Annotated in this window: 22 protein-coding genes; 11 read left to right on the top strand and 11 right to left on the bottom strand. The window is 67.9% G+C overall.

All coding sequences use genetic code 11. The annotated features are described in order from the left end of the window. Positions 1 to 28: 28 nt before the first annotated feature. The gene (locus FRZ32_RS11935) at positions 29 to 241 is read right to left on the bottom strand and encodes a YdcH family protein (RefSeq protein ID WP_424141292.1); all 213 of its coding nucleotides are present in this window, start codon (positions 239 to 241) and stop codon (positions 29 to 31) included. A 160-nt stretch (positions 242 to 401) separates the two neighbouring features. Between FRZ32_RS11935 and FRZ32_RS11930 the strand changes: the two genes are divergently transcribed. Continuing rightward, positions 402 to 560, top strand: a complete 159-nt coding sequence (locus tag FRZ32_RS11930; protein WP_147043703.1) for a YdcH family protein — start codon at positions 402 to 404, stop codon at positions 558 to 560. A 62-nt stretch (positions 561 to 622) separates the two neighbouring features. On the opposite strand, the gene dksA is transcribed toward FRZ32_RS11930, so the two are convergent. From dksA to FRZ32_RS15310, 4 genes are all read right to left on the bottom strand, one after another. Continuing rightward, positions 623 to 1,060 carry an RNA polymerase-binding protein DksA gene (gene dksA, locus FRZ32_RS11925; RefSeq protein ID WP_147043702.1) on the bottom strand — a complete coding sequence of 146 codons (438 nt, stop codon included), beginning with the start codon at positions 1,058 to 1,060 and terminating at the stop codon, positions 623 to 625. 282 nt (positions 1,061 to 1,342) lie between these two features. Beyond that, positions 1,343 to 1,660, bottom strand: coding sequence for a hypothetical protein (locus FRZ32_RS15320; RefSeq protein ID WP_158635912.1), 318 nt, complete (start codon positions 1,658 to 1,660; stop codon positions 1,343 to 1,345). Positions 1,661 to 1,671: 11 nt separating this feature from the next. Continuing rightward, positions 1,672 to 2,295, bottom strand: a complete 624-nt coding sequence (locus tag FRZ32_RS15315; RefSeq protein ID WP_158635911.1) for a hypothetical protein — start codon at positions 2,293 to 2,295, stop codon at positions 1,672 to 1,674. Positions 2,296 to 2,301: 6 nt separating this feature from the next. After that, complete coding sequence (locus tag FRZ32_RS15310) at positions 2,302 to 2,655, bottom strand: hypothetical protein (protein WP_158635910.1); 354 nt, start codon at positions 2,653 to 2,655, stop codon at positions 2,302 to 2,304. Between the two features lie 161 nt (positions 2,656 to 2,816). Between FRZ32_RS15310 and surE the strand changes: the two genes are divergently transcribed. Further along, positions 2,817 to 3,581 (top strand): 5'/3'-nucleotidase SurE, encoded by a 765-nt coding sequence (gene surE / locus FRZ32_RS11915; protein WP_147043700.1) that lies wholly within the window; start codon positions 2,817 to 2,819, stop codon positions 3,579 to 3,581. A gap of 36 nt (positions 3,582 to 3,617) precedes the next feature. Here surE and FRZ32_RS11910 read toward each other — a convergent pair whose 3' ends face one another. Continuing rightward, positions 3,618 to 6,011 (bottom strand): TonB-dependent receptor plug domain-containing protein, encoded by a 2,394-nt coding sequence (locus tag FRZ32_RS11910; protein ID WP_147043699.1) that lies wholly within the window; start codon positions 6,009 to 6,011, stop codon positions 3,618 to 3,620. Between the two features lie 228 nt (positions 6,012 to 6,239). Between FRZ32_RS11910 and rimO the strand changes: the two genes are divergently transcribed. The 5 genes from rimO to FRZ32_RS11885 all read left to right on the top strand — a co-directional run bounded on the left by rimO (position 6,240) and on the right by FRZ32_RS11885 (position 10,835). Next, positions 6,240 to 7,583, top strand: a complete 1,344-nt coding sequence (gene rimO, locus FRZ32_RS11905) for a 30S ribosomal protein S12 methylthiotransferase RimO (RefSeq protein ID WP_147043698.1) — start codon at positions 6,240 to 6,242, stop codon at positions 7,581 to 7,583. Between the two features lie 77 nt (positions 7,584 to 7,660). Next, positions 7,661 to 9,049, top strand: coding sequence for a leucyl aminopeptidase family protein (locus tag FRZ32_RS11900; protein WP_147043697.1), 1,389 nt, complete (start codon positions 7,661 to 7,663; stop codon positions 9,047 to 9,049). Between the two features lie 134 nt (positions 9,050 to 9,183). Continuing rightward, the gene (locus FRZ32_RS11895) at positions 9,184 to 9,525 is read left to right on the top strand and encodes a MarR family winged helix-turn-helix transcriptional regulator (protein ID WP_147044459.1); all 342 of its coding nucleotides are present in this window, start codon (positions 9,184 to 9,186) and stop codon (positions 9,523 to 9,525) included. After that, the gene (locus FRZ32_RS11890; RefSeq protein WP_279379229.1) at positions 9,440 to 10,357 is read left to right on the top strand and encodes a C40 family peptidase; all 918 of its coding nucleotides are present in this window, start codon (positions 9,440 to 9,442) and stop codon (positions 10,355 to 10,357) included. The genes FRZ32_RS11895 and FRZ32_RS11890 overlap by 86 nt, the downstream gene beginning before the upstream one ends. Before the next feature lie 73 nt (positions 10,358 to 10,430). After that, positions 10,431 to 10,835 (top strand): hypothetical protein, encoded by a 405-nt coding sequence (locus FRZ32_RS11885; protein WP_147043695.1) that lies wholly within the window; start codon positions 10,431 to 10,433, stop codon positions 10,833 to 10,835. A gap of 48 nt (positions 10,836 to 10,883) precedes the next feature. Here the strand turns inward: FRZ32_RS11885 and mltG are convergent, their stop codons facing one another. The 3 genes from mltG to FRZ32_RS11870 form a co-directional block, all read right to left on the bottom strand. Further along, positions 10,884 to 11,852, bottom strand: coding sequence for an endolytic transglycosylase MltG (gene mltG / locus FRZ32_RS11880; RefSeq protein WP_147043694.1), 969 nt, complete (start codon positions 11,850 to 11,852; stop codon positions 10,884 to 10,886). Positions 11,853 to 11,862: 10 nt separating this feature from the next. Continuing rightward, the gene (gene fabF, locus FRZ32_RS11875; RefSeq protein WP_147043693.1) at positions 11,863 to 13,122 is read right to left on the bottom strand and encodes a beta-ketoacyl-ACP synthase II; all 1,260 of its coding nucleotides are present in this window, start codon (positions 13,120 to 13,122) and stop codon (positions 11,863 to 11,865) included. A 103-nt stretch (positions 13,123 to 13,225) separates the two neighbouring features. After that, positions 13,226 to 13,462 (bottom strand): acyl carrier protein, encoded by a 237-nt coding sequence (locus FRZ32_RS11870; RefSeq protein WP_147043692.1) that lies wholly within the window; start codon positions 13,460 to 13,462, stop codon positions 13,226 to 13,228. 135 nt (positions 13,463 to 13,597) lie between these two features. Here FRZ32_RS11870 and FRZ32_RS11865 point away from each other — a divergent pair, with 135 nt between their 5' ends. Next, the gene (locus FRZ32_RS11865) at positions 13,598 to 14,845 is read left to right on the top strand and encodes a glycosyltransferase family 87 protein (RefSeq protein WP_243445281.1); all 1,248 of its coding nucleotides are present in this window, start codon (positions 13,598 to 13,600) and stop codon (positions 14,843 to 14,845) included. Here FRZ32_RS11865 and fabG read toward each other — a convergent pair. Both fabG and fabD read right to left on the bottom strand, forming a co-directional pair. Further along, entirely contained in the window at positions 14,799 to 15,536 is a 738-nt protein-coding gene (fabG, locus tag FRZ32_RS11860) for a 3-oxoacyl-[acyl-carrier-protein] reductase (RefSeq protein WP_147043690.1), read from the bottom strand. The two genes, FRZ32_RS11865 and fabG, sit on opposite strands and share 47 nt — an antisense overlap. A gap of 80 nt (positions 15,537 to 15,616) precedes the next feature. Then, positions 15,617 to 16,540, bottom strand: a complete 924-nt coding sequence (gene fabD, locus FRZ32_RS11855) for an ACP S-malonyltransferase (RefSeq protein ID WP_147043689.1) — start codon at positions 16,538 to 16,540, stop codon at positions 15,617 to 15,619. Between the two features lie 111 nt (positions 16,541 to 16,651). Here fabD and FRZ32_RS11850 point away from each other — a divergent pair, with 111 nt between their 5' ends. The 3 genes from FRZ32_RS11850 to rpsR all read left to right on the top strand — a co-directional run bounded on the left by FRZ32_RS11850 (position 16,652) and on the right by rpsR (position 18,498). Continuing rightward, the gene (locus tag FRZ32_RS11850; protein ID WP_147043688.1) at positions 16,652 to 17,662 is read left to right on the top strand and encodes a TPM domain-containing protein; all 1,011 of its coding nucleotides are present in this window, start codon (positions 16,652 to 16,654) and stop codon (positions 17,660 to 17,662) included. Between the two features lie 181 nt (positions 17,663 to 17,843). Next, entirely contained in the window at positions 17,844 to 18,257 is a 414-nt protein-coding gene (rpsF, locus tag FRZ32_RS11845) for a 30S ribosomal protein S6 (RefSeq protein ID WP_147044458.1), read from the top strand. A gap of 16 nt (positions 18,258 to 18,273) precedes the next feature. Next, entirely contained in the window at positions 18,274 to 18,498 is a 225-nt protein-coding gene (gene rpsR, locus FRZ32_RS11840) for a 30S ribosomal protein S18 (RefSeq protein WP_147043687.1), read from the top strand. Position 18,499 lies beyond the last annotated feature (1 nt).

Here is an 18,499-nt window from a genome sequence, read left to right as displayed (position 1 = left end):
GGCACCGGGCCGGCGCAGCGCCGGGCGATCAGGCGATGATGTCCGGAACGCACAGATCTTCGAGCAGCGCGATCTCGTCCTTGAGGCGCAATTTTCGCTTCTTCAGCCGCGCGAGCTGAAGCTGGTCGGGCGCGGCCATGCTGCGCAACGCATCGATCGCGGTGTCGAGGTCCCGATGCTCGGTCCTCAGCGCCGCGAGTCGCGAGGCCGAATCCATGCCGGCGAACTCGCTCCTCTCCATGAGCCACTCCTCCTGCCCGGTCCGACGGAAGCGCTATCAATAGTCCTTCAACGAACCGCCGTATATACGGGTTGAGCGGTCGGAGAGGGGCAGACAAAGGCCCGCGATCGTGATTAGATGAAGGCTCAAGACAGGGGAGCCTCAGCCAAAGGAGATGGCAATGCAGCAGGCGCATGTTTCGGCACTGGAAGCGCGGCACGCGGGCCTCGAAGCCCGGATCACCGAAGAAGCTCAACGCCCCCTGCCGGACATGGCGACCCTCGCCAGGCTCAAGAAGGAAAAGCTCCGGATCAAGGAAGAGATTGCCGGCCTTCACTAGGGGCCCGATCATCGCCGGAAAAAAGCGCCGCCCGGCTCCGTGCCGGCGCGGCGCTTTTCATTTCAGTCGTCGCGGCTGATCCGCTCGTTCTTCTCGTGGCGCTCCTGCGCCTCCACGGTCATCGTTGCGATCGGGCGCGCCTCCAGCCGGGCGAGGCTGATCGGCTCTCCGGTCACTTCGCAAAAGCCATATTCGCCATTTTCGATGCGGCGCATCGCCGCGTCGATCTTGGCGATCAGCTTGCGCTGACGGTCGCGGGTGCGAAGATGGATGCCCCAATCGGTCTCGCTCGACGCGCGATCGGTGAGATCGGCCTCCTGGATCGGACCGTTGGCGAGCTCCGCCATCGTCTCGCGCGATTCCTTGAGAATTTCGTCTTTCCACATCAGCAGCTTCGACCGGAAATAGGCGAGCTGCTCGGGATTCATGAACTCTTCGTTGGCACTGGGCCGATAGCCGGATTGCGAAAGATCGAATGCGTCACCGGAAAGCGTAGCCATTACCCCTCCACCCAAGTCTCCCGGCCCGGTTCCCCTCTTTGAACGAAGGCCAGTCGGCTGAAAACAAGGCGCGGGTGTGGTGTCGTACGCACTCGTGAATCTCTCCCGCCCCGGGCGCGCCTATACCTGTCGCGGAGGGGCCAGACAAGCCGCTCGGGGAGAGGAGAAGATTTTGCTCCTTTTCGATCCGGGACGCGCCTCGCCGGCCCCCGCCGATTCGGATTCGCCCGATTTCAACCCCGGCTTAACCATGATCGCGCGCGCAGCCGCCGATCCCTTTGTTCACCAGCCTCGGGAAGCTGTGCAGCTTTGGGACGAAAGCCGCTGAAACCGGCGGATTCCGGGCATTTGCGGTGCATCGCGCTTGCGTGAACCGCCGGGCTTTGCATGTGCTGCATGTGATCGATCGGCCGCGATGCCGGCGTCGAAGAACAGGATGGTCTCATGTCGGTTCGAATGGCATTGGCGAAGCTCTGCGCCTGCACCTGCGGCGGCGCGCTCATCGGCGGGGGCGCCGTCCATGTCGCGGAAAATCCGCCGCAGCGCCCCGCGCTCGTCCGGCATGCCGCCGCCTCGGGGCAGCATCGCGTCGTGCGCCATTCCGGCGCCCGCTACCGCGTCGTCCGCCGGACGGTCCGCCGCATCGCCTGCGCGGCTCCCGCCGGCCAGGCCGTGACGACCCGGACGATCATCCCGCCGATGTTCATGCCACCGCCCGCGCCGCCCCCGGTCGCGGTCGGAAGCTCCGGCGGCAGCAGCGGCGTTCCCGTCGTCATCGGCGGATCGGGCGGCTTCGGCTTTGGCGGCGGTTTCTTCTCGGGCGGCTTCTTCGGCGGCGGCAGCTCGAGCGGCGCCAACATCACCATTTCCAGCTCGACCTCCTCCTCGGGCGGCTCGACGTCCACGTCGAGCGGCAGCATTTCGACCTCCACGGGCGGCGTCTCCACGTCCACCGGCGGCGTTTCGACCTCGACGGGTGGCGTCTCCACGTCGACGGGCGGGGTTTCGACCTCGACGTCGACCGGGGGTGTCTCGACCTCCAGCGGCAATGTCTCCACGTCCTCCGGCGTGTCCACCTCCAGCGGCAACGTCTCGACCTCGTCGGGCGTCTCGAGCTCGAGCAGCAGCTCAAGCTCCTCCAGCTCCTCGTCGAGTTCGAGCTCTTCCTCTTCCTCGAGCTCGTCTAGCTCCGGCGGATCGAGCGGCTGCCCGCATTGCGGCCATGGCGGCGGCAAGGGGCATCACGGCTCTTCCTCGGGCGGAAGCTCCTCCTCGGGCGGCAGCTCGGCCTCCTCGGCGAGCAGCTCCGCCTCGTCGAGCAGCAGCTCCTCCTCGTCGAGCTCGACCAGTTCGGGCGCGACCGGCGGATCGAGCAGCTTCGGCTCTTCGGGCAGCACCTCCTCCTCGTCGAGCTCGTCCTCGTCGAGCTCGAGTTCCTCCTCGTCTTCATCGAGTTCCTCGGGCGGCAGCTCGTCAGGCTCGACGGGCGGCACCCCCGTTCCGGCGCCGCCGATGATCCTCCTCTTCGGCGCAGCGGCGGCGACCCTCGTCGCGCGACGCCGGTTGGGGAAACGCGCAACCGCCTGAGCTGGCAAGTAAAGGGCGATTGGAGGCCCCGCCGGATTCCCCTTTCCGGCGGGGCCTTTGCTGCCTGGGTCGCCTCTTCGCCCGGGAGGATGCGCGAGCCCTTGGTCCCGCACCGCGCGCGGCGCGGTTCCGGTTGCGGCGCGGCGCCCTCGCCGCCATAGCGTCGGACATGCGCATCCTTCTGACCAATGACGACGGGGTGAATGCCCCGGGCCTTGAAGTGCTCGAACGGATCGCGTCGCGATTCTCCGCCGACATCTGGGTCGTCGCCCCGAGCGAGGAGCAATCGGGCGCCGGCCATTCGCTGACGCTGACCCAGCCGGTGCGGCTGAGGAAGCTCGGCGAGCGGCGCTTCTGCGTCACCGGCACGCCGACCGATTCGGTGATGATGGGCCTTGCCTGGATCATGAAGGACGAGCGGCCCGATCTCATCCTGTCCGGCGTCAACCGCGGCGCGAATCTCGGCGAGGACGTGACCTATTCGGGCACCGTTTCCGCCGCGATGGAGGGTGCGCTTGCCGGCATCCCGTCAATCGCGCTCAGCCAATGCTATGCCAAGGAGGGGATGGGAGACACCGTGCCCTTTGCCGCCGCCGAGGCCTGGGCCGAGCGGGTGCTGAAGCCGTTGCTCGACACGCCGATCGCCCCGCGCACCCTCGTCAACGTCAACTTCCCGGCGCTGCCGCCCGACGACGTGAAGGGAATCCGCGTCGTCCGCCAGGGCATACGCGATTATGGCCGCACCCGCATCGTCCAGCGCACCGATCCGCGCGGCTACAATTACTACTGGTTCGGCCTCGGGCCGATGATCGAGACGCCCGGTCATTCGACCGACCTGGAGGCGATCGACGACGGTTATGTGTCGGTGACGCCGCTCCACCTCGATCTGACGCACGAGGCGTCGCTGCCGGGGCTCGCCGCGCTTTATCCATAAGCGGGCGGCGCAGATCGCGCCGCCCGCCCCGGGCCTTCAGAATTCGAGGCTGAGCCGGCCGTAGACGAACCGGCCGTTGAACCCGAACGGCGAATAGAACGGGAAGGCCGTGACGCCGGTGGAGTTGAGCGCCGCCGGCACCGCGTCCGGATAGACGTCGAACAGGTTGTTCGCGCCAACCGCCAGCCGCACGCCGTTGAGCACCTGATAGCGCGCCTCGAGATCGACGACGAACTTCTGGCCGGTCCGCAGGTCCGACGCTTCGGTCGAACCGGGCTGGAGCACCGAATCATAATAGGTGCCGCGCAGCGTCGCCCCGGCGCGGCCGAGGTTCCAATCGACCGATCCGACGATCTTGGTTTCGGGCGTGCCCTCCTCGTAGGTGAGGATGCGGCTGCGCGCGAAGAGCAGCGGCGCCGGATCGAGGCCCGCCGCCGTGTTGGTCGGCACGCGCAGGACATCGACGTCGTTCAGATTGGCCGCGAGCGAGAGATCGAACCGGCCGGCGCTGGCGGTCGGAATCCGGTAGTTGGCAACGATATCGAGCCCGCGGGTGCGGGTCTTGATGCCGTTGATGTAGAAACGCGCGGCCTGGACGCCGAACGGCGCCAGGAGGGCCGCGACCTGCGGACTGAACGTCGCCGCGATGTTCTCCGACAGGCCGATCTGATCGCGGATCGTGATCTGATAGGCATCGACGGTCAGGCTGAAATGGCCCGAACGGAAAACGCCGCCGAACGACAGGTTCGTCGACTTTTCAGGCTCGAGCGGAAGTGCGCCGAGCGCCGAGGCGATCGCGCTGGTCGCCGGATAGGTGCCCGTTTCCAGCACGTTGCCGTCCTGGATGACCGACGCCGTCGAGGTGAAATAGGATTGCTGGAGCGACGGCGCCCGGAACCCGGTCGACACCGCGCCGCGAAGCGCGAATTGCTGCGAGAAATCGTAGCGCGCGGAAAGCTTGCCGTTCGCGGTCCAGCCGAAATCCGAATAATGTTCGGCGCGGCCGGCCACGCCGACCGTGAACTGTTCGACCGGCTTGTATTCGAGATCGAGATAGCCGCTGACGTTGGAGCGGTGGACCTCCAGCTCGTTGGCGGGCTGGAATCCGATAAAGCCCTGCGCGCCGCCGGCGAGCGCGGTGTTTCCGCCGAGCGGGCCGCGATTGTAGGACGCCGGCTCGCCGGCGATGATGCGATAGCCCTCGCGACGATATTCGGCGCCCCACGCGACATTGAGCGACCCCGAACCAACCGGGACTTCCCGGGTGACGTCGAGCCCGGTCACCCACTGGTCGTAGATCAGCGCGCCATCATAGAAATCCGTCTGCGACTGCGCGCCATAGGTGGCGTTCAGTGAATCCTGCGTGCGGAAATCGAGCCGGTTGCGGCCATAGGAGATGTTGAGATCGACGTTCCAGTCGGAGACGTCGCCGCGCAGGCCGACCGCACTGTTGAGATCGTGGCTCCGCACGTCGATCTTCGGCAGGAAGCCGTCGGGATAAATGGCCGGCACGTTGTTGACGTTGTTGCTCGGCCGGTTGAACGCGGCGCTGGTGCTGTCGCGATACTGGTAGCCGGTCCAGCCATAGAGCTGCCACCCATCGGCCGCGAGCGGGATGCCGGCATTGACGAAGCCGGTATATTGATCGACCTCGGGATCGCCGAAGCGCGCCCGGACGCGCGGCGGCTGGACGCGCGGATCGATGTCGGAGCGATTGGTCGGGTTGCGATCGAGGAATTCGCCGCTGATCGTCAGGAAGCCCTCGGCGCCGAGCGGAAGGCCGACCCAGCCGTTGAGCGTCGTCGTGTCGCCGTCGCTGACATGGCGATCGTCGCGCGCCGTCTGCACGTGGCTCAGATATTCGCCATAGCTGACGCTGGCGCCGCCGCCCGACCGCGCCTCGCGCAGGCGCAGGTTGATGACGCCGGCGATCGCGTCCGATCCATATTGCGCCGACGCGCCGTCGCGAAGCACCTCGATCTGGCCGATCGCGACGCTCGGGACGGTGTTGAGATCGACCGCCGAGGAGCCGCGGCCCACCGAGCCGTTGACGTTGACCAGCGCCGAGGCATGGGCGCGCACGCCGTTGACCAGCACCAAAGTCTGGTCCGGCGAGAGGCCGCGCAGGGTCGCCGGGCGGATCGAATCGGTGCCGTCGACCACCGCCGAGCGCGGGAAATCGATGGACGGCGCGATATTGGCGAGCGCCTGGGCGATCTCGGTCGTGCCCTGCTGGCTCAGCGCCTGGTTGCTGAGCACGTCGACCGGCGACACCGTGTCGAGCGCGCTGCGCGGCGCGGCGCGCGACCCGGTGACGACGATCGCCTGCTCGTCGGGCTGGCCGGCAGTGGACGAAGCGGTATCCTGGGCAACGGCCGGAACGGCGATCGTGGCGGCCAGCGCGGTGCCGGCCAGAAGCAGAGTCTTCATCATATATCTCCCCGTGCTCAAACCCGCGCCGTCCCCTGCGTCGGGCATTCCTTCCAACAGCGGGGAGATAGGGAGGCCACCCATCCGTTTCGATTGCGTTCTCAGCCCCGGAAGGAGAATATTATACTCATGTTACACAAATGCCACAGTGGCGGCCGAGGCAGCGGCAGGGCCGCTCAGCGATCACCCTAGGAATCGCGCGGCCAAGCGCCTATGTGGCGCGCTTCCATGGAACTCGAACTTCCCGCTCCGCCCAAGGTCGGCATGGTTTCGCTCGGCTGTCCGAAGAACCTTGTCGATTCAGAGCGCATCCTGACCAAGCTCCGCTCGGACGGCTACGCCATGTGCTCGGACTATGCCGGTGCGGACGTCGTGCTGGTCAACACCTGCGGCTTCCTCGATTCCGCAAAGGAAGAAAGCCTCGAGGCGATCGGCGAGGCGATCGCGGAGAATGGACGCGTCATCGTCACCGGCTGCATGGGCAAGGAAGCCGAGGTCATTCGCGAGCGCTTCCCCAACGTCCTCGCGGTCACCGGCGCGCATCAATATGAGGAGGTCGTCGGCGCCGTCCATGTCGCCGCGCCGATGCCGCCCAGCGCCTATCTGAACCTGGTGCCCGACGCGGGGCTGAAGCTGACGCCCCGCCATTACAGCTATCTGAAGATCTCCGAAGGCTGCAATCACCGCTGCGCCTTCTGCATCATCCCGAGCCTGCGCGGCGATCTCGTCAGCCGGCGCCCCGACGCGATCCTCAAGGAGGCGGAGAAGCTGGTCGCGGCGGGGACCAAGGAGCTGCTGGTCATCAGCCAGGACACCTCGGCTTATGGCGTGGACATCCGCAAGGAACCGCGGATGTGGCACGGCCGCGAGATCGTGCCGCACATGACCGATCTCGCCCGCGAGCTGGGGCAGATCGCTCCCTGGGTGCGGCTCCACTATGTCTATCCCTATCCGCATGTCGATCAGGTCATCCCGCTGATGGCCGAAGGGCTCGTCCTCCCCTATCTCGACATCCCCTTCCAGCACGCCTCGCGCAGCGTGCTCAAGGCGATGAAGCGCCCGGCCAACGAGGCCAAGGTGCTGGAGCGCATCAAGGGCTGGCGCGAGATCTGCCCGGAGATCGCGATCCGATCGACCTTCATCGTCGGCTTTCCGGGCGAGACCGACGCGGATTTCGAATATCTGCTGGAGTGGCTGGACGAGGCGCAGCTCGACCGGGTCGGCGCGTTCCGCTTCGAGCCGGTCAAGGGCGCCGCCGCGAACAGCCTGCCCGGCTCGGTGCCGGAAGAGGTCAAGGAAGAGCGCTACGCCCGCTTCATGGCGAAGAGCGCCGCCATCTCCGCCGCCAGGCTCGCCGCCAAGGTCGGCCGCACCCTCGACGTGATCATCGATGCGGTGGACGAGGAGGGCGGCGCGACCGGACGCTCACAGGCCGACGCGCCCGAGATCGACGGCGAGGTGTTCCTGCGCGACGCGGGACATCTGGCTGAGGGCGATATCGTCCCGGTCAGGATCGAAGACGCCGACGAACACGACCTTTACGGCGTGCCCGCTCAGGCCGCGAGCGCGTAACCCGCGGCCGGCCATCGCCGCCGAAAGCCTCTCCACATCGCTGGCAATGCGCGGGCGAAGGCCCTAATTCTGGTGCCATGACCGAACTCGCAGCCCTGCTCCAGCCCGACAAGGGCCAGCCCGCGACCACCCTCGCCCTTGTCGACAAGGCGGGGTTCGAGACCTGGATGAAGGGTCAGCCCGAGCGGATGCGCCGCGCCGCCGAGGCGCAGGGGTTCAAGGGCGAAGGCTTCCAGATCGCCATTCTCCCCGGCGAGCGCGACGAATGGAGCGCCGTCCTCGGCGTCGCCGATGCGGGCAAGCTGTCGCCATGGTGTCTCGCCAAGGCGGCGGAGAGCCTGCCGGAGGGAACTTATCGCCTGGCCGCCGGCGGGCCGGGCCCGGCGATGCTCGGCTGGCTGCTCGGCCAGTATCGCTTCGATCGCTTTCGGGAGAAAAAGGAGCCGAAGGGTCCGCGCATCCTGTTGACCGACGCGCCGGCCCGGATCGCCGACGCGGTGGCGGAGGCGGAGGCGACCATCCTGGTGCGCGATCTCGTCAACATGCCCGCGGGCGATCTCGGCCCCGCCGAATTGCAGGCGGCGGTGGAGGAGGTCGCGGGGCGCTTCAACGCGCGAGTGACGGTGACGCAGGGCGCCGCGCTCGACCAGAATTATCCGATGATCGCGGCGGTCGGCGCGGCGGCCGTGCCGGCTCGCGCGCCAAGGCTGATCGAGCTCGAATGGGGCGACACGCGGCATCCGCGCATCGCGATCGTCGGCAAGGGCGTCTGCTTCGATTCGGGCGGCCTCGATATCAAGCCGTCGTCGGGAATGCGCCTGATGAAGAAGGACATGGGCGGCGCCGCCCATGCCCTTGCGCTCGCCGGGCTGGTGATGGGTGCGAACCTGCCGGTGCGGCTGCACCTGCTGATCCCGGCGGTCGAAAACGCCGTCGCCGGCGCCGCCTTCCGGCCCGGCGACATCCTTCGCAGCCGCAAGGGCGTGTCGGTCGAAATCGGCAACACCGATGCCGAAGGACGGTTGATCCTGGGCGACGCGCTGACTCGCGCAGCGGAGGAAAAGCCCGAGCTGATCCTCGATTATGCGACGCTGACCGGCGCCGCGCGAGTCGCGCTCGGCCCCGATCTGCCGGCGACCTTCGTCAATGACGAGGATCTCGCGGCGGCCCTTCTCGCCGCCGGCGAGGCGGTTGCCGACCCGTTGTGGCGGATGCCGCTGTGGAAGCCCTATGACGAGCTGTTCTCGTCGGACGTCGCCGATTTCGCCAACGCGTCCGACAGCGCCTTCGCCGGCTCGGTCACGGCGGCGCTCTTCCTCCAGAAATTCGTGCCCGAAGGCACGCCCTGGGCGCATTTCGACACCTTCGCCTGGCGCCCCTCGGGCAAGCCCGGCCGGCCCAAAGGGGGCGACGCGCTGGGCCTTCGCGCCGGCTGGGAACTGCTTCGAACGCGCTACCCGCGCTGAGCTTTTCGTCTGGTTTTCCAGCGAAAATCCGCTGGCTTGGAAACCCTAGGCGGCCTCGTTGGTTGTCTTTCCGAAACGTGGTTCCCCTTGCGTCCGGAGTGATCGTCGTGACCGAACAACCGCTCAGGGACTGGATGGAGGCCCTGATCGCCTATGTCAGGTCCGGCCAGCCCGATCTCACCAATCGCCAGATGGCGCTGATGCTGCTGGTCTACCTGACGCCGGGTCCGCACACGGTGCGCGGTCTCGCCGCGACGCTCGACGTGTCCAAGCCGGTCATCACGCGCGCCTTGAACACGCTCGGCGCGCTCGGCTATCTGCGGCGGATTCGCGACGAGGCCGACCGCCGCAACGTCTTCGTCGCCAAGACCAGGACCGGACAGGACTTCCTTGAAAGCTTCGAAGGCAATATCGCGCACAGCCCCGCGGACGGCAGATCGAAAGACGACCGCCGACTCCTCTTCCAGAACGGTTGACCTCATTCGCCTGAGCGGCCCCTCGCGGCCGCTCGATCCGCGCGTCAATGCATTTCGCGACGATCTCGCGGACATCGCGCTCGCGGGCGCCGTTCTCGCGCCGCACTATGCCCGCGCCCTGCCCCGCGCCTGCGGCGCGCAGGCCACGCCGGTCCGCGCCCGCCCCCAGGCCGAGGGCGAGGCGGTGAGCGAGCTGCTTCCCGGCGAAGGGTTCGAGGTGCTGGAATATGCCGGCGGTTGGGCCTGGGGCTATTGCGCCGCCGACCGCGTCGTCGGCTATGTCGAGGCGATCGCGCTCGCAGCCCCGATCGTGGCGACCCACATCGTATGCGAGAAATCCGCGCCGGTCGCGCCCGATTCCAACATCGCCTCGCCGCTGATCGCATCCCTGCCGATGGGCGCCCGCCTGCACGGCACCGAATGCGGCGCCTGCCTCACCACCGAATATGGCTGCGTCTCGCTCAGCCACCTGCGGCCGATCGGCGAGCATGAGGGCGACCCGGTCTCGGCCGCGGAGCGGCTGCTCGGCGCTCCATTCCGCGCCGGAGGACGGAGCGCGGCGGGGATCGACGGCCCGGGCCTCGTCCAGCTCGCCCTGGCGCTTGCCGGCATCGAGGCGCCGCGTTTCGCGGACGCGCAGCGGGAGCTTGGCGAGATCGTGCCGCCCGGCGCGCCGCGCGCGCGCGGCGATCTCGTCCTCCAGGATGACGGCGCGGGACTGATGATCGACGATCTCATGGCGATCCATGTCGGCCGCACGGCGGGCCGAGTCGCCGTCGCCCCGGCGGCTGAACTCGAAGCGCATGGCGCCGTTTTCCGCCGCATCGGCTGATGATTGCATTCTCGTAACGACAGGCGCACCCTCCTTTTGTCCGGCGTCGAGAACCGGACGAGGGGAGGATCAAATGACCGACACCATTTCCGGCGCGCCCGCGCCCATGTGGCTTCGCATCGTCGCCTTTCTCGGCCTCATCTGGAACTGCCTTGGCGTCTATGCCTATCTGAAAACGGTCGGGGTGGTCCCCGGTGCGCCGGCCGACATGGCGGAGATGCCGGCATGGGTGACCGGCTGTTTCGCGATCGGCGTCTTCGCCGGGCTGCTCGGCTGCCTTGGCCTGCTGCTGCTGGCCCGCTGGTCGAAACTGCTTCTGCTGCTGTCGCTGCTTGGAGTGCTGGCCGACGATGCCTGGGCCTTCCTGATCCGCACCGGCCCCGCAGAGAGCCCGGTCCTCCCGTTGCTGGTGACCGCCGTCGCCGTCCTGCTGGTCTGGCTGGCCTATTCGGCCGGAAGGAATGGCTGGCTGAGATAGGCGCGCCGTTCAGGCCCGACAGGGCCGCGGGCGACTGGCTTCGGCGCTCTACATCTCGCCGCGGGCGCGGCGGATGGCGTACCAGCGCGCGACGTTGGCATTATGCTCGGCCAGCGTCTCCGCGAAGGCATGCCCGCCGGTCCCGTCGGCGACCATGTAGAGCGCACCGCTCGGAGCCGGATCGAGCGCGGCGGCGATCGATTCCCGGCCCGGATTGGTGATCGGCCCCTGCGGCAGGCCGGCCCGCGCATAGGTGTTGTAGCCATTGTCCGCGCGCAGTTCGGACTGGAGGATGCGCCGGCCGAGCGGTCGCCCCCGCGTCACCGGATAGATGACGGTTGGGTCGGCATCGAGCCTGATCCCCTGGCGCAGACGGTTCGAATAGACGGCGGCGACCAGCCGGCGCTCGGCTGGCTTGCCGGTCTCCTTCTCGACAATCGAGGCGAGGATCACCGCCTGCTCCGGGGTCGTCACCACGGCTGTCGATCGGCGCGACGCCCATAGCCGGGCCAGCTCGCGTCGCATCGCGGCCTGCATCCGCGCGACCACCGCCGCGCGCGTCTCGCCGCGCTGGTAGGTATAGGTGTCAGGCAGCACCGATCCCTCGGCGGGCAGCGGCGCCGGCCCGTTCAGGAAGGGGATGCGGGCGAGCCTTTCCTGGACCAGGACCGAGGGAAGCCCCTCGGGAATCGTGACGAGTCGCTGGATCGGCCGGCCATGCTGGAGCAGGTCGAGGATGCCGCTCGCGCTCATCCCCGCGGGAATCTGGAACTCGCCGGCCTGGATCGGATCGCGTGCGCCGAGGACGCGCGCGAAGCCGCGGAAGGCCGCCGCGCTCCCGCGGATCGCATGTGCCGCCTGAAGCTGGTCCGCCACCCTCGCCACGCTCGCGCCCTGCGGAACGACGATCGTCGTCGGCGCCCGCGTCGGCCCCGGTCCGGCCCACCAGACCCAGAACAGGCCGGCCGCGACCATCACCGCCAGCACCGGCACGAACAGGAGGAGCCGGCGCATCATCGCGCTTTGCCTAGACCGCCTTCATCACCAGGCTGGCATTGGTGCCGCCAAAGCCGAAGCTGTTGTTCAGCACCGCCTTCACCGGCCGCTGCCTGGCGACATGGGGCACGAGATCGACGCCGGCCGTCCCCTCGCCCGGATTGTCGAGGTTGAGCGTCGGCGGCACGATCTGGTCGCGCAGCGCGAGGATGCAGAAGATCGATTCGACCGCGCCGGCGCCGCCGAGCAGATGGCCGATCGCCGATTTGGTCGAACTCATCGAAAGGCCGCCGATCGCATCGCCGAACAGCCGCTTGACCGCGCCGAGCTCAAGCTCGTCGCCAAGCGGCGTCGAGGTGCCGTGCGCGTTGATATAGTCGATGTCGCCGGGTGCGAGGCCGGACTTCTTCATCGCCATCTGCATCGAACGGAACGCCCCCGACCCTTCCGGGTGCGGCGCGGTGACGTGATAGGCGTCGCCGGAGAGGCCGTAGCCGACGACCTCGGCGTAGATTTTCGCGCCGCGCGCCCTGGCCCGCTCATATTCCTCGAGCACGACCACGCCTGCGCCTTCGCCCATGACAAACCCGTCGCGGGCCTCGTCCCAGGGGCGGCTGGCGCGCCACGGCTCGGTCTTGAAGCCGGTCGACAGGGCACGCGCCTGCGCGAAGCCGGCGATTCCGATCGGGCAGATCGCGCCCTCCGCGCCGCCGGCCAGCATCACGTCGGCATCGTCGCGCGCGATCATCGCGGCGGCGTCGCCGATCGAATGGGCGCCGGTCGAGCAGGCGGTGACGACCGCATGGTTCGGACCCATCAGGCCATATTTGATCGAAACCTGGCCGGAGATCAGGTTGATCAGCCGGCCATGGACGAAGTGCGGCGAGACTCGGCGCGGCCCCTTGTGCTCGAGCACCAGGCTCTCGCTCTCGATGCCGGGCAGGCCGCCGATTCCCGAACCGATCGAGCAGCCGGCGCGGAGGCGCTCCTCCTCGCTCATCTCGGTGAGGCCGGCATCCTCGATCGCCTGTCCGGCCGCGTCGATGCCATAGATGATGAACGGATCGACCTGGCGCTGCACCTTGTGGTCGACGCGCAGATTGGGATCGAAGCCATATTCGTGATCGGCAGGCTTCACCTCGCACGCATAATCACAGGCATAGTCGCTCGCGTCGAAACGGGTGATCGTCCCCGCGCCGCTCTTGCCGGCCAGGATGTTCTTCCAACTGGTTTCGACGTCGCCGCCCAGAGGCGTCACCAGCCCTAGACCCGTCACAACGACACGGCGCATTGCAAACTCCCGAGATAGAGAAACGGCCCCCCACCCGAAGGCGGGGAGCCGTTTTCATGTAAAGCGGCTCGTTCCCGCCGCAAGAGGCGGAAGGCCCGGCCGGTCAGGCCTTGCTCTGGTCGATATAGTCGATCGCGTCCTTGACCGTCGTGATCTTCTCCGCGGCATCGTCCGGGATCTCGACCCCGAACTCTTCCTCGAACGCCATGACCAGCTCGACGATGTCGAGGCTGTCCGCGCCGAGATCGTCGATGAAGCTCGCTTCCTCCGTGACCTTGTCGGTCTCGACGCCCAGATGCTCGACGACGATTCTCTTCACGCGGTCGGCAGTCTCGCTCATAGCTTACCTTTCCCTAGCAGGTATCGTGTTGCTTGCCGCTTGCCCTAGCGCCTCGCACCCGTCGAGCGCAAGGGGCTGGTCGGACGAGGACGCCAACATCGTTAACGCTTTCTTCCCGCCTCGGCGGGCATAGCCATGCCCATGTGGACTGCGCTGGCCGAGGGATCCTGGCTGACGGCGGAGCGGATGCGCGCCGCCGCGATCGCCTCGCTCGCCGTCGGCCTCGCGGCCTTCGCCTGGCTGTTCGCGACCGCGCACGGGACGCTGGACGCATGGGGCCGGCCGCTCGGCACCGATTTCTCGGACGTCTATGCCGCCGGCCGGATGGCGCTCGAAGGGCGGGCCGCGGCGGCGTGGGACTGGCCGAGCCACTATGCCGTGCAGCAGGCGGTGCATCACGATCCGCACGTCCCCTTCTATGGCTGGCACTATCCGCCGCCCTTCCTGATCCTCGCCGCCCTTCTGGCCCTTCTCCCTTACGTCACGGCATTGCTGGCGTGGCAGGCGACGACATTGGCGGCCAGCGCCGCGCTGGTGCGCGCCATCCTGCCCGGCCGCCGGGCGCTGCTCATCGCGCTCGGGGCGCCGGTCGTGTTCATCTGCCTCGGCCACGGGCAGAACGGATTCCTGACCGCCGCGCTGCTCGGCGGCGGCCTGTTCCTGCTCGATCGACGGCCGATCCTGGCGGGCCTCATGCTCGGCGCGCTGGTCTACAAGCCGCAATTCGGGCTGCTGATCCCGCCGCTGCTCCTCGTCGGCGGCCACCGCAGGGCCTTTGCCGGCGCCACCGCCGCCGCGCTCGCGCTGATCGCCGCGAGCCTCGCCTTGTGGGGCGCGCCGGTGTGGGAGGCCTTCGTGCATTCGCTCCCGCTGACCCGTTCGGTCGTGATCGAAAGCGGCGCGACCGGATGGGGCAAGATCCAGAGCCCCTTCGCGATGGTCCGGATGTGGGGCGGCGACGTCCCGCTCGCTTATGCGGTGCAGGGCGCAGCGACTTTGGCGGCGATCGGCGCGGCGCTGTGGTTGACCCGCACCAGCGCTCCGGCGCTCCGCAACGCCGCCGCCTGCGCCGCCGCGATCCTCTCAACCCCCTATGTGCTCGACTATGACTATGTCGTGCTCGGCATCGGCGCGGCCTTCCTGGTCCGCGACGGCCTCGATCGCGGCGTCCTCGGCTGGGAAAAAAGCCTGCTCGCCTTCGTCTGGTGCGCGCCGCTGTTCGCGCGGCAGGTCGCGACCCTGACCCTGATCCCGATCGGCCAGGCGACCGCGGCGATCGTCCTTGCCCTCGCCATCCGCCGCGCGCTCGTCCTCGACGGCGCCGGCCGGGCGCGGATCAGAGCATGGCCATCCCGCCGTTCACATGGAGCGTCGCTCCCGTGACATAGCCCGCCTCGCGGCTGGCGAGGTAGACGGCCGCGGCGCCGATATCCTCGCCCTCGCCAAGGCGCCCAGCGGGGATGCGGCCGAGCAGCGCCTCCTTCTGCGCTTCCGGCAGCACGTCCGTCATCGCCGATCGGATGAAGCCGGGCGCGATCGTGTTGACCGTGATCCCGCGCGAGGCGACCTCGGCCGCCAGCGCCTTCGACATGGCGGTGAGCCCGCCCTTCGATGCGGCATAGTTCGCCTGACCCGGATTGCCGGTCGCGCCGACTACCGACGTGATCGAGATGATCCGCCCGTAGCGCGCGCGCATCATCGGCTTCAGCGCCGCGCGCGCGAGCCGGAACGCGGCCTCCAGATTGACCCGGATCACCGTATCCCACTCCTCGTCCTTCATCCGCATGGCGAGATTGTCACGGGTGACGCCGGCATTGTTGACGAGGATGTCGAGCTGCCCAAGCGTCTCGACGGCGCGCGGGACCAGCGCGTCAACCTGCGACGCGTCGGCAAGGTCGCAGGCCAAGGCGACATGATCGCCGCCAAGCTCGCCTCGAAACGCCTCCAGCTTGTCCGCATTGGAGCCGGACAGGGCCAACCGCGCCCCCTGCGCGGCAAGCGCCCGCGCGATCGCCGACCCGATCCCCCCCGAAGCACCGGTCACGAGGGCTGTCATTCCAGTAAGATCGAACATGTATCAGGCTCCGAAAGAAGGGGCGTTCACGCGGAGGCGCGGAGAAGAAGGAGAAGACGCGGAAGGGTCGATAGTCGTCCCTATAATGCCTTCACCAGGGCTTCGACATCCTCGATCGTCACGACGCTGGTGACCTCGACGTCGGGGGCGATGCGTTTGACCATGGGGGTGAGGACCTTGGCGCCAAGTTCGACGAAATGGGTCACGCCAACCTCCGCCATGTTGGCGACGCTTTCGCGCCAGCGGACCATGCCGGTGACCTGGGCGACGAGGAGATCGCTGATATCCGCGGGCACGGCGACCGGCGCGGCGGTGACGTTGGCGTAGAGCGGCACGACCGGCTCCAGGATCGCCACGTCGGCCAGCGCCGCCGCCATCGCATCGGCGGCCGGCTGCATCAAAGGGCTGTGGAACGGCGCGGAGACAGGGAGCAGGATCGCCCGCTTCGCGCCCATTTCCTTCGCAATTCCGAGCGCTCGCTCGACCGCCGCCTTCGCGCCGGAGATCACGACCTGCGACGGATCATTGTCGTTGGCGACCGCGCAGACCTCCCCCTCGGCGGCCGCATCGGCGATCGCCTGGGCGGTGGCGAGATTGGCGCCGAGCAGCGCGGCCATCGCGCCTTCGCCCACCGGCACCGCCGCCTGCATCGCCTGCCCGCGCAGCTTCAGAAGCCGGGCCGTGGTGGCGAGATCGAAGGTGCCGGCGGCGCACAAGGCGCTATATTCGCCGAGGCTGTGCCCGGCGACGAAATCCGCCTTGTCCGCAAGGTCGATGCCCGATGCGCGCAGCGTCGCGATCGCATTGGCCATGATCGCCGGCTGTGCGTTTTCGGTCAGCGTCAGCTCCTCGATCGGCCCCTCGCCCATCAGCCGGAACAGATGCTGCCCCAGCGCCTCGTCCACCTCGGCGAACACGTCGCGGGCCTCGGAGCTCGCTTCCGCGAGCGCCTTGCCCATGCCGACCGACTGGCTCCCCTGCCCCGGGAAAATGAATGCGCGCATGTGGGTCCTCCTGTGGCGCGGGCTGGTAGGAGCGGGCGGCGCGATGCGCAAGACAGGGACAGCCAACAATGCTAGTCTTGCCGCCGGGATGGTCTGGGGGGAGCTTTTCCGATGCGCCTTTGGCTGATTGCCGCCTTGCTCAGCTTCTGCATCGGTGTCGCGCCGGCCCGCGCCGCGGAGCCCAGCTTTCCCGACCGTGGCCGGGCGGCGGTGGTCGATGCCGCCGGCGTCATCCCGGACGCACAGGAGGCCGAGCTCAACGACCGCATCGTCGGCTGGGTCCATTCCAGCGGCCACCAGCTCGCCGTCGTCACCGTCCCCAGCCTGGAGGGCCAGACGATCGAAGATTATGCCAATGGCCTGCAGCGCCACTGGGGAATTGGCCGTGCCGGGGCCGATGACGGCGTGGTCCTGCTGCTCGCGCCGAACGAGCGCAAGGTCCGCATCGAGGTCGGCTACGGTCTGGAAGGCGTGCTGACCGATGCGCTTTCCCGCCAGATCATCGCCGAGACGATCACGCCCGCGCTTCGTCGGGGCGACATCGCCGGCGCCCTTTCGGACGGCGCCGACCGGATCATGGCCGCGGCGGCGCTCGACCCGGCCGAGGCCCGCGCCCTGACGCTTGCGGCCGCAGAGGCTCAATCCAGCCGCGGTCCTTCATGGGGCACGATCCTCCTGATCGGAATTCCGGCCCTCATCGTCCTGGGGTTGATCGCCATCGTCGTCTACGAAGAGCGAAGCAGCAAAAAGGAAGAGGCGGAGCGGGAGCGCAAAGACATCCTTGAAGAGGAGCGACGCAAGACGCGCCTGAAGCGCCAGTGGGAAAAGCAGAAGGCACAAGGCCGCACCCCCTTCGCGACCTTCGAGGATTATTATGCCGACTTCCTCGCCAGGGAAAAGGCGAAGGAAGAGGAGAGGATGCGAGAATATCGGGCCAGGTGCGCGAAGGAGTCCCGGCCGTCCTCTGGCTATTCCGCTTCCTCCTATGGCTCCTCCTCGGGATGGTCGAGCGGCAGCAGCTCGGATTGGGGCAGCAGCTCGTCTTCGTCCTCGTCATGGGATTCGGGGTACGACAGCGGCGGCGGATCGAGCGGCGGCGGCGGCGCGAGCGGCAGCTACTGAGTCCGGCCCGTTGCGCGCCTCTCCCGCGCGGACTTGATTTCTCCCGCGCTTTCGGCCACATGCGGCCGCTCCGGGGCGAAGGCACCTGCCTTAGCGCCCCGGTTTACGTTTGAGACGACAGCCGGAGGGGCGTCCGCACTGGGCGGCGTCAGCGATCGGCCAAAAGAAGGAATGCGTGAGCATGGCTCTTTACGAGCATGTGTTTCTCGCGCGTCAGGATCTGGCCCAGGCCCAGGTCGACGCGCTGGCGGAAACCGCCACCAAGATCATCGAGGACAATGGCGGCAAGGTCGTCAAGACCGAGACCTGGGGTCTCCGCAACCTCGCCTATCGCATCGCCAAGAACCGCAAGGCCCATTATGTCGCGCTCGATTTCGAAGCGCCGGCGCCGGTCGTCGCGGAGCTCGAGCGCCAGACGCAGATCAACGAGGACGTGATCCGCTACATGACCATCAAGGTCGATGCGCATGAGGCCGGCCCGTCGGTGATGATGCGTCGCGGCGACAAGCGCGACCGTGACGACCGCGGCGATCGCGGTCCGCGCGGGGATCGCGAGGATCGTCCGCGTCGCAACCGCGACGATTTCGAAGCTTAAGAGGAGGCACGACACGATGGCACGCCCATTTTTCCGCCGCCGCAAGTCCTGCCCCTTCTCGGGCAAGGATGCGCCGAAGATCGATTACAAGGATGTCCGCCTGCTCCAGGGCTTCGTGTCCGAGCGGGGCAAGATCGTCCCGAGCCGCATCACCGCGGTTTCCACCAAGAAGCAGCGCGAGCTGGCGAAGGCGATCAAGCGCGCCCGCCATATCGGCCTGCTGCCCTACATCGTGAAGTAAG

This window comes from Sphingosinicella ginsenosidimutans, from assembly GCF_007995055.1.
GTDB lineage: Bacteria > Pseudomonadota > Alphaproteobacteria > Sphingomonadales > Sphingomonadaceae > Allosphingosinicella > Allosphingosinicella ginsenosidimutans.
This window is presented reverse-complemented; position numbering and strand designations above follow the sequence as displayed.

Coding starts and splice junctions, on each gene's coding strand:
- rpsR (WP_147043687.1), top strand. CDS start 18,274: ATGGCACGCCCATTTTTCCGCCGCCGCAAGTCCTGCCCCTTCTCGGGC.
- fabG (WP_147043690.1), bottom strand. CDS start 15,536: ATGTTCGATCTTACTGGAATGACAGCCCTCGTGACCGGTGCTTCGGGG.
- mltG (WP_147043694.1), bottom strand. CDS start 11,852: ATGATGCGCCGGCTCCTCCTGTTCGTGCCGGTGCTGGCGGTGATGGTC.
- FRZ32_RS11850 (WP_147043688.1), top strand. CDS start 16,652: ATGCGCCTTTGGCTGATTGCCGCCTTGCTCAGCTTCTGCATCGGTGTC.
- surE (WP_147043700.1), top strand. CDS start 2,817: ATGCGCATCCTTCTGACCAATGACGACGGGGTGAATGCCCCGGGCCTT.
- fabD (WP_147043689.1), bottom strand. CDS start 16,540: ATGCGCGCATTCATTTTCCCGGGGCAGGGGAGCCAGTCGGTCGGCATG.
- FRZ32_RS11930 (WP_147043703.1), top strand. CDS start 402: ATGCAGCAGGCGCATGTTTCGGCACTGGAAGCGCGGCACGCGGGCCTC.
- rimO (WP_147043698.1), top strand. CDS start 6,240: ATGGAACTCGAACTTCCCGCTCCGCCCAAGGTCGGCATGGTTTCGCTC.
- FRZ32_RS11865 (WP_243445281.1), top strand. CDS start 13,598: ATGCCCATGTGGACTGCGCTGGCCGAGGGATCCTGGCTGACGGCGGAG.
- fabF (WP_147043693.1), bottom strand. CDS start 13,122: ATGCGCCGTGTCGTTGTGACGGGTCTAGGGCTGGTGACGCCTCTGGGC.
- FRZ32_RS11935 (WP_424141292.1), bottom strand. CDS start 241: ATGGAGAGGAGCGAGTTCGCCGGCATGGATTCGGCCTCGCGACTCGCG.
- FRZ32_RS11885 (WP_147043695.1), top strand. CDS start 10,431: ATGACCGACACCATTTCCGGCGCGCCCGCGCCCATGTGGCTTCGCATC.
- dksA (WP_147043702.1), bottom strand. CDS start 1,060: ATGGCTACGCTTTCCGGTGACGCATTCGATCTTTCGCAATCCGGCTAT.
- FRZ32_RS11900 (WP_147043697.1), top strand. CDS start 7,661: ATGACCGAACTCGCAGCCCTGCTCCAGCCCGACAAGGGCCAGCCCGCG.
- FRZ32_RS11910 (WP_147043699.1), bottom strand. CDS start 6,011: ATGAAGACTCTGCTTCTGGCCGGCACCGCGCTGGCCGCCACGATCGCC.
- FRZ32_RS11895 (WP_147044459.1), top strand. CDS start 9,184: ATGGAGGCCCTGATCGCCTATGTCAGGTCCGGCCAGCCCGATCTCACC.
- FRZ32_RS11870 (WP_147043692.1), bottom strand. CDS start 13,462: ATGAGCGAGACTGCCGACCGCGTGAAGAGAATCGTCGTCGAGCATCTG.
- FRZ32_RS15320 (WP_158635912.1), bottom strand. CDS start 1,660: ATGGCGCACGACGCGATGCTGCCCCGAGGCGGCGGCATGCCGGACGAG.
- rpsF (WP_147044458.1), top strand. CDS start 17,844: ATGGCTCTTTACGAGCATGTGTTTCTCGCGCGTCAGGATCTGGCCCAG.